Genomic DNA, 7,454 nt, shown 5'->3' on the forward strand with positions numbered 1-7,454 from the left:
ATATATATATTACATATTAATGGAATTCCTAATAGCAATACGTTCGGTAATAACACTACAAAAAATCTTATAATTAATGTTTGCAACGTTAGCTTTTCACTCTTCAATGAAATTAATTTTATTCTCGTTACCTTTTTTCCAAGTGTAACACCGTTCCAAATAAAGGGTAACACAATAAAATATATCGCCATTAATATAAAAACTACTGCGAAATCATATCTAAAATCACCTAAGCTTATATTAAAGCGCTTAAACATAGCACTATAGTTTCCGGTCATAACAGCTACTACTGCACCATACATAACCGAGATTAAAAACATGTCAATTAGGGAAGCACCTATGCGATTCATTACAAGCGCTGGACGATGCATCTTTAACTTCATTTTATGTCGACTCCTTCATATCCTTCTTTACCCGTCTCATCGTACCACTTCTAAAAAACATTGTAAACTAGCGTTTCTCTTACTTTTCTTGTACAATTTGTTACAATAGCATTATAAAGGAGGTTCCCATATTGAAAAAATGGATAATCCTATTCGTCGCCTTCCTATTAACTGGTTGTGCAGGAAACACAGGTCACTTAACTTATACGGTTAACGATGAATACGAACTCATACGTACTTCTGGAAATGCATTTGAACTTTTCCCCTCGCAAGATGCTGTATATGCCACACAATACATCCCTGCAAAAATTACAGACATTGCTTGGGATGATAAATACATTATTGCAAAACAAACCGAGGAAAAATCAGATCCGAATAACCCTGACGCAGCAATTGCAAATAAAAAAAGTGAACATTATTGGATTATTGACGTAAAGCACAATAAACGTTTCGGTCCCTACAATGAAAAGCAATTTAATGAACAAAAAGATGCGTTTAAAATTAAGGTACCTTTTCAAAATGTAGATTCATACATAAAAGAAATAAAAAAACAGTCAGCATAATATTTGAATGCTGACTGTTTTGTCTTACATTATTTTAGTGAGATGTTAAACGTTTGTGGCTCTTTTACAACATCTTGTGTTTCTGAATCCCCTGCAAGTAAATCATCAGTTGTAAACTGAATATCCTTTACCTTGTCTTTTCCATCGTCAAGTATTAAACCAATAATACCATCTCTTGTTTCACCAGGCTTATAGTCTTCTCTTGATACATTTTTTGTACCAACTAACGTATCTTCGTCATATAAAAAGTTTTGAGTGGCTACTTTAAAATGTTGCTTACCATTAATCATAACATCATTCATAGAGAAAAATTGCATATTTTTATTTCCGGTATTCTCCACTTTATATGTAATCTCAACGTAACGAATTGTATTACTAATCTCTGTTCCACTTAGCGATGCATATAATTCTGCATCTTCTTGGCTTACTTTATCCCCTAATCTCCGTTTTACTTCTTCAGGGGTTAGTGCCGTGTATACTTTCAATGTTTTTTTTGCCTTTTCACTCATCTGTGATAAAGAAATTACTTTCACATCTTGTACGTGAATTTTCATTGGCGCTACTTCAAATGTTTGATTCACAGAATGCATCTGCTCTAACTTGAAAGTACCCCATCCTGTTTCTTTCACTTTTTGTCCTACTTTTTTCAGCTCACGCCCACCATATTCTTTTGTTTCAGGAATAGATTCTTTCTTCTTTGGTTCAGCTTTCTTTTCTTCTTGATGGAAGCAACCACTTAACATAAGAAGAAAACTACATAAAACAAAAATACTTTTCCATGCTTTCATCATTTCATTTCTCCTAACGCTATCATTCATGAATATAAAATTAGTCCCTGGCTTTGTAAACTATAGAAACAATGACAAGTCCACAAAATGAACTTGTCAGTCCAGATACTATTATACCTCCAATTTGGAAAATATGAAAATAGGGATCTAGGAACGCGTGCACGATAAATATAATAGTTGCTACAACAATTACTGAAACCCAATACTTTCTTTTTTCCGAAGCTAAAATAAGATCTTTACCCATTTCATTTCTATACTTCCATAAAACGTATACTAATAGTAGAACACCAATACATGTACTTCCATGTTGCATATATTTATAAACAGAGATACCGTACCATTCTCTTTGTAATAATGGTATTTTCATAACAAAATAGCCTGTATTATGAGTAAATGCATCCCAAACGACATGCGTGAGCATACCGAATAATGCAGAATAGCAAAATACAAAGAATTCTTTCCATGTATATAGCCCCCACCTCTCATCTATTGCATATGAATAATAACCAGCAAACGGTTTAGGCAAATGCGTTATAAACGGCTTTTTTAAAATGTAATGATATATGTATGCTAACAAAAAGACAAGTGGTAAATTGAAATATAAGAATCCAAGCCACGTATGCCCAATTACACCATACGGTCTAAAGTGTAAGAAATATTCAAAGTCAGGCGCCATACTACCTAATATAAGAGCCGTTACTGAAATATGTTTAGAATGCTTTTTCGCAAAAGGAAGAACTGCTGCTGGATGTGCAAATGTAAACGGCATACTTTAACTCCTTCTCACATTTTCAATAGAATACCATATATCATAACGAGAGAATGGATCTTCATGCAATATTTATTTTCACATTGGAATATGATAGTTTAAATGATATAATCCACATAAAATATTCAGAAAATAAGGAAGGGATTCAGGTGTCATTAACACTTGTATTTTCTGCCTTTTTAAATTCAAAATCCGTTATGAATTGAGGTTTATATATTGATTGACGTACCTTTTTTACAAAATGTCACATTAAAAAAAGAAAATATCCCTAGTTTTTCCGCATATCCTTACTGCTTACCTGCTATCCGAACATTACAATCACTAGCTTTCCATCCAAATGTAACATTCATTATTGGAGAAAACGGAACAGGTAAATCAACATTACTTGAAGGAATTGCAATTGCGTTAGGTTTTAATGCAGAAGGTGGAACGAAGAACTTCCGCTTTAGCACAAACGATTCCCATTCATCTTTACATGAATACCTTCGAATTTCAAAAAGTTTCAATACACCAAACGACGGTTTCTTTCTTCGCGCTGAATCATTTTATAACGTTGCTTCTTATATTGATGAAATAGATGCAATAAAATCTTACGGCGGCGTTTCACTACACGAACAATCACACGGCGAATCGTTCTTCTCATTATTTATGAATCGTTTTTCAGGACAAGGTTTATACATTTTAGATGAGCCTGAGGCAGCTTTATCACCAATGAGACAACTTTCCATGCTCATTCGAATGCACGAGCTAGCGGAACAAGGTTCACAATTTGTTATTGCGACGCATTCTCCTATTTTAATGGCCTACCCTGAATCCACTATATATTCTTTAACACAAGAAGGGATTCACGAATCCACATTAGAAGAAACTGAGCATTACCAAACGACGAAACTTTTCTTTGAAAATCGTGATCGATTATTTCATCATCTATTTGAGTCGTAAAAAAAGAAGCAGCAATAGCTGCTTCTTTTTTATAGTGCTTCTATAAATAAGGCAACCCCGATACCGCCACCGACGCATAAAGAGGCAATTCCTTTTTCTAACCCACGTCTTTTTAATTCGTGAATTAAACTTACTGTAATACGAGCCCCTGTACAACCAATTGGATGCCCAAGTCCTACGCCACTACCGTTTACGTTCACTTTTTCACGGTCTAAGCCTAACTCTTTCTCTACAGCTAAATATTGAGCCGCGAAAGCTTCATTAATTTCAAGTAAATCTGCATCTTCCAATGACCAATCTACTTTTTCTAAACCTTTACGAATTGCTGGTGCTGGTCCAATACCCATAATTTTTGGATCTACTCCAGCTACTGAATATCCAACAATTCTAGCTAACGGTTGTAAACCTTTTTCTTTCGCTTTTTCTTCGCTCATTAATACTAGAACTGCACTCCCGTCATTAAGGCCAGATGCATTCCCCGCAGTCACTGATCCATCTTTACGGAATGCCGGCTTCAATCCAGCTAATTTTTCAGCTGTAATATCTGCACGTGGATGTTCATCCTTCGAAAATATAACTTCTTTTCTACGCTCTTTTATTGTAATAGGAACAATTTGATCGTCAAAGTATCCAGACTCGATTGCCTTCAGTGCCAATGTATGACTGCGAAGAGCAACTTCATCTTGTTCCTCTCTTGTAATTTCATATTGTTCAACTAAATTTTCCGCTGTTTCACCCATCATAATATGGTGAATCGGATCTTCTAACACTTCCCACACCGTATCACGAATTTCTCCGTGCTGTAGACGTTGTCCCCAGCGGTGCTGTTTCAATGCATAAGGGCTCGAACTCATCGCTTCTACTCCACCTGCAACAACAACATCACTTACACCTAATTGGATTTGCATTGCAGCTGACATAATTGCTTGCATACCTGAAGAACATTGGCGTTGGATTGTATATCCCGTAACTGTGTCAGGAAATCCTGCCGCTAATGCAGCTGTTCTCGCCGTATTTGCTTCATCAGTTCTTTGAATACAATGACCTAAAATTACTTCATCAACTTCATGTGGTTCTACCCCGCCTCGTTTTACAGCTTCCTGAAGTACAGGAACAGCTAATTCTACTGGCGTTACATTTTTTAGCGCTCCTCCAAAAGTTCCAATTGGCGAACGAACTGCAGCTGTAATAACAACATTATGCATTTTGCACTTGCCCCTCTCTTATGTACCCTAGTAAGTTTTTAGGTGAAATTCCATAAGATGTATATCTATAACTATCATACTATAAACATACTAAAAAATCAAAATATTTGATATAATAAAAATAGAAGGAATTAACCTTCTATTCTGTTAGTGCATATAAAAACTTTTGTAAAATTTTCTCTGTTGTTTCATTCAATTTTGGCAACTTATCTACTGGAAAATATTGAAGTTTCAACCCTTCATGATCGAGCTTTAATTCCCCGCTCACATGATGTGCCTGATACAGATGAATGACATTGAAAATTTCATCGCCATTCGGATAACGGAAATATACTTCTTTTCCTGATAGAACACCAAGAAATTGCATTATTTTTGCAGTTAACCCCGTTTCTTCAAATAACTCTCTACGTGCAGTTTCTTCTGTCGTTTCGCCCAGTTCCATCGCCCCACCAGGTACACCCCAATCATATGTATCTGAACGATATTGAAGCAATACTTCTTGATTATCGTTTAATATAATAATTGCTGATCCTACGAGAATAAGCGGCCTTGTACCAACGACTTTTCGTAACTCTTCAATATACCCCATATGTAAATTCCCCTTTCCCTAACCTCCCTTATCATAACAAAATTTTGCTCTTTTTGTTCATGTAATTTTAAAGAAAAAAAGAAGCTTTCGCCTCCTTTTTTTCACCTTTATTTCTTAAAACTTTCATATTTTACAGCTTCAAAAGCTTCCTCAATTTCATCATTACGATAATGGACATATGTAAAACGACCCAACTCTACTAATCTTGCTATTTCCTGTAACGCTTTATGCTGCTCATATGTTTCTTTCAGCTTAATATGTACATAAAACTTCATTAAAGGATGTTCATATAAAGGTTCTCCCACCTCTACATATACATCTTCAACCCCTTGTACAACTCTTACATAACTCGCAAATTGATAAAGTGCTTCTCTGTCTGAAACGATTTTTAATGTATACATATATTCTCCCCCTTTCCTTTACTATATCAAAAAGACGACCACACCATGTTATAGAACTATGAAATTTTTTCGACTTGTCATCTATATATTCAATAAAGAAGGCGTTTATCCATACATGACATCTTTTTCCCACATATATTATAGGAAGAACTTTTTTTCATTTGAGGTGTTCCTTATGGATCCATACGTCAATATATGTATTTGCATTACTCCCGGCGCCGATATTTCTGATGACCGCATCGCAAAAGATTTAGCTGTTGCAGAATCAATTTGGCACCCCATTACATTTCAAATTCAAGAAGTAATTGTATTAAATGAACTTTTCCGTTTTTCCGATCGTGAAATCAGTTATAAAAATTCCATTCAAAGTCAAGAAAAGCTGGCATCCTTTTTCCAAACATGTGTAAATGAAGCTCCTGAATGCGACCTTTATATTTGTTATATTGGCAGTGATTATTTCAAAGAAACAGCAGTAATTGCCTGCGCTTATTCTTTAGCAAAACAACAGCAACTTACCGGTTATATCGTTTTAACAAATTCGGCTGCTCCTATGAAAAATATATATACGCTCGCTCACGAAATTGGTCATATTTTATTTACAAGACGTATTCATGGAAAACTTACTCATGCAGATCCTCATTCTCCAACCGGCTCGGAGCACCACCCTTCTCCAACAAATCTTATGTATCCGATAGTCCCTCGTCCAGAAAACGTTCATATTCATTCCTTATTAACAGCAGAACAAAAAACACTCTCTTTACAAAGCTCTTTATTGCAAAGAAAAAAACAGTAACCCTCATGTTACTGTTTAAAACAACTTATTCCAATCAACAAAACAAATCCCGGCTGCTAGAAATAAAAATAGACAACTAAATGTAAATGTAATCCCTCTAAAAATCCCTATATAATATTTCTTTGGAAATAATTTTTGGTATATCCAGAGCAGCCGCTTTTTATTGAATTTCTAGTTCATACTTTTTCTTTCTTCAATTTTTAAAGACCATTTCATTAATCCATATATACTTCCATACATAAGTAAGACCTTTGCAATTCCCCAAAATACATTACTTTCTTCTAAGTCTTTAAATAAGAACATAATCATAAGAGGAACAATTAGTACAAAAACACCCATCCAGCCAAGAACATATACTTCACCAATAAGAAGTAATAAAAAGATAATTGCTGCTAATATATATGTTTGCATTGTCGCCAATTGCAATACAGGTGTCCCATACCATTTATTCATAAACATCAATAACACCAATAATAAAATAGGAACCATTACTATTACATAAATTATTCCAAATTCTACTAATTTACTTTTAAAAGAAGACATTCTAAATGCAACAATCGTTCCAATAATCGTAATGATTAAAACGATAGGATAACCAATTAACTGTATATTTGTTAACGTAAATTGTTGATCTGGACTTCCAAATAAAATATTTGTCAGTAACCAATATCCACCAATACCAATAATCATCCCTAAAATACTTTTTATGCTCCCACTTTTATCCTTCTCCATCTCTTTCGCTAATTCTTCCGCATACTCTTTTGGTGAGTCACCAAATATGTCACTTACTGTCTTTCCCTTTTTTTCACCTTCTATTAAATGAAGCTCTGCATCTTCTAGAAAAGCGTCCACATCTTCTTCTTTAATACCTTTTGTTATTAAATATACTTTCGTATCGATTAAAAACTTTTCACCTTCTTTAGAAATCTTCATTATAACCCCTCCCTTATTTAATCATTTCTCTTCTATTCGTCTTTATCATAATTTCAACAAAAATTAAAATGAATAAACTTCCATATAA

General features: G+C 34.4%; 10 protein-coding genes and 1 pseudogene. 3 read left to right on the forward strand and 8 right to left on the reverse strand.

Annotation, left to right across the window (positions count from 1 at the left end):
• On the reverse strand, positions 1 to 383 hold a 383-nt coding region (locus ACQGS6_RS19585), incomplete at its 3' end, for an RDD family protein (RefSeq protein WP_152127078.1).
• 131 nt (positions 384 to 514) lie between these two features.
• Here ACQGS6_RS19585 and ACQGS6_RS19590 point away from each other — a divergent pair.
• Entirely contained in the window at positions 515 to 946 is a 432-nt protein-coding gene (locus ACQGS6_RS19590) for a DUF3997 domain-containing protein (protein ID WP_000758785.1), read from the forward strand.
• A 29-nt stretch (positions 947 to 975) separates the two neighbouring features.
• Here ACQGS6_RS19590 and ACQGS6_RS19595 read toward each other — a convergent pair whose 3' ends face one another.
• Entirely contained in the window at positions 976 to 1,737 is a 762-nt protein-coding gene (locus ACQGS6_RS19595; protein WP_000973895.1) for a hypothetical protein, read from the reverse strand.
• Positions 1,738 to 1,774: 37 nt separating this feature from the next.
• A complete protein-coding gene (locus ACQGS6_RS19600) occupies positions 1,775 to 2,503 on the reverse strand; it encodes a DUF4184 family protein (protein ID WP_001116848.1) in 729 nt (242 codons plus the stop codon).
• A gap of 216 nt (positions 2,504 to 2,719) precedes the next feature.
• Here ACQGS6_RS19600 and ACQGS6_RS19605 point away from each other — a divergent pair, with 216 nt between their 5' ends.
• Positions 2,720 to 3,445 carry an AAA family ATPase gene (locus ACQGS6_RS19605; RefSeq protein ID WP_000568001.1) on the forward strand — a complete coding sequence of 242 codons (726 nt, stop codon included), beginning with the start codon at positions 2,720 to 2,722 and terminating at the stop codon, positions 3,443 to 3,445.
• Positions 3,446 to 3,474: 29 nt separating this feature from the next.
• Here ACQGS6_RS19605 and ACQGS6_RS19610 read toward each other — a convergent pair whose 3' ends face one another.
• The 3 genes from ACQGS6_RS19610 to ACQGS6_RS19620 all read right to left on the reverse strand — a co-directional run bounded on the left by ACQGS6_RS19610 (position 3,475) and on the right by ACQGS6_RS19620 (position 5,640).
• Positions 3,475 to 4,650: an acetyl-CoA C-acetyltransferase gene (locus tag ACQGS6_RS19610; RefSeq protein WP_000552076.1), complete on the reverse strand. Its 1,176-nt coding sequence runs from the start codon at positions 4,648 to 4,650 to the stop codon at positions 3,475 to 3,477.
• 139 nt (positions 4,651 to 4,789) lie between these two features.
• Positions 4,790 to 5,239, reverse strand: a complete 450-nt coding sequence (locus tag ACQGS6_RS19615) for an NUDIX hydrolase (RefSeq protein WP_000540529.1) — start codon at positions 5,237 to 5,239, stop codon at positions 4,790 to 4,792.
• Between the two features lie 107 nt (positions 5,240 to 5,346).
• The gene (locus ACQGS6_RS19620; protein WP_000288330.1) at positions 5,347 to 5,640 is read right to left on the reverse strand and encodes a DUF3928 family protein; all 294 of its coding nucleotides are present in this window, start codon (positions 5,638 to 5,640) and stop codon (positions 5,347 to 5,349) included.
• 175 nt (positions 5,641 to 5,815) lie between these two features.
• On the opposite strand from ACQGS6_RS19620, the gene ACQGS6_RS19625 reads away from it, so the two are divergent.
• Positions 5,816 to 6,433: an ImmA/IrrE family metallo-endopeptidase gene (locus ACQGS6_RS19625; protein ID WP_000371615.1), complete on the forward strand. Its 618-nt coding sequence runs from the start codon at positions 5,816 to 5,818 to the stop codon at positions 6,431 to 6,433.
• Between the two features lie 15 nt (positions 6,434 to 6,448).
• Here the strand turns inward: ACQGS6_RS19625 and ACQGS6_RS19630 are convergent.
• Together ACQGS6_RS19630 and ACQGS6_RS19635 are read right to left on the reverse strand one after the other, a co-directional pair.
• Positions 6,449 to 6,592: pseudogene (locus ACQGS6_RS19630) on the reverse strand (DNA-binding protein); the annotation flags it as partial.
• 12 nt (positions 6,593 to 6,604) lie between these two features.
• Positions 6,605 to 7,366: a DUF1129 domain-containing protein gene (locus tag ACQGS6_RS19635; RefSeq protein ID WP_030027768.1), complete on the reverse strand. Its 762-nt coding sequence runs from the start codon at positions 7,364 to 7,366 to the stop codon at positions 6,605 to 6,607.
• Between the last annotated feature and the right edge of the window lie 88 nt (positions 7,367 to 7,454).

Origin of the sequence: Bacillus sp. GMs2/2 (genome assembly GCF_050172095.1) — a bacterium.
Classification (GTDB): domain Bacteria; phylum Bacillota; class Bacilli; order Bacillales; family Bacillaceae_G; genus Bacillus_A; species Bacillus_A cereus.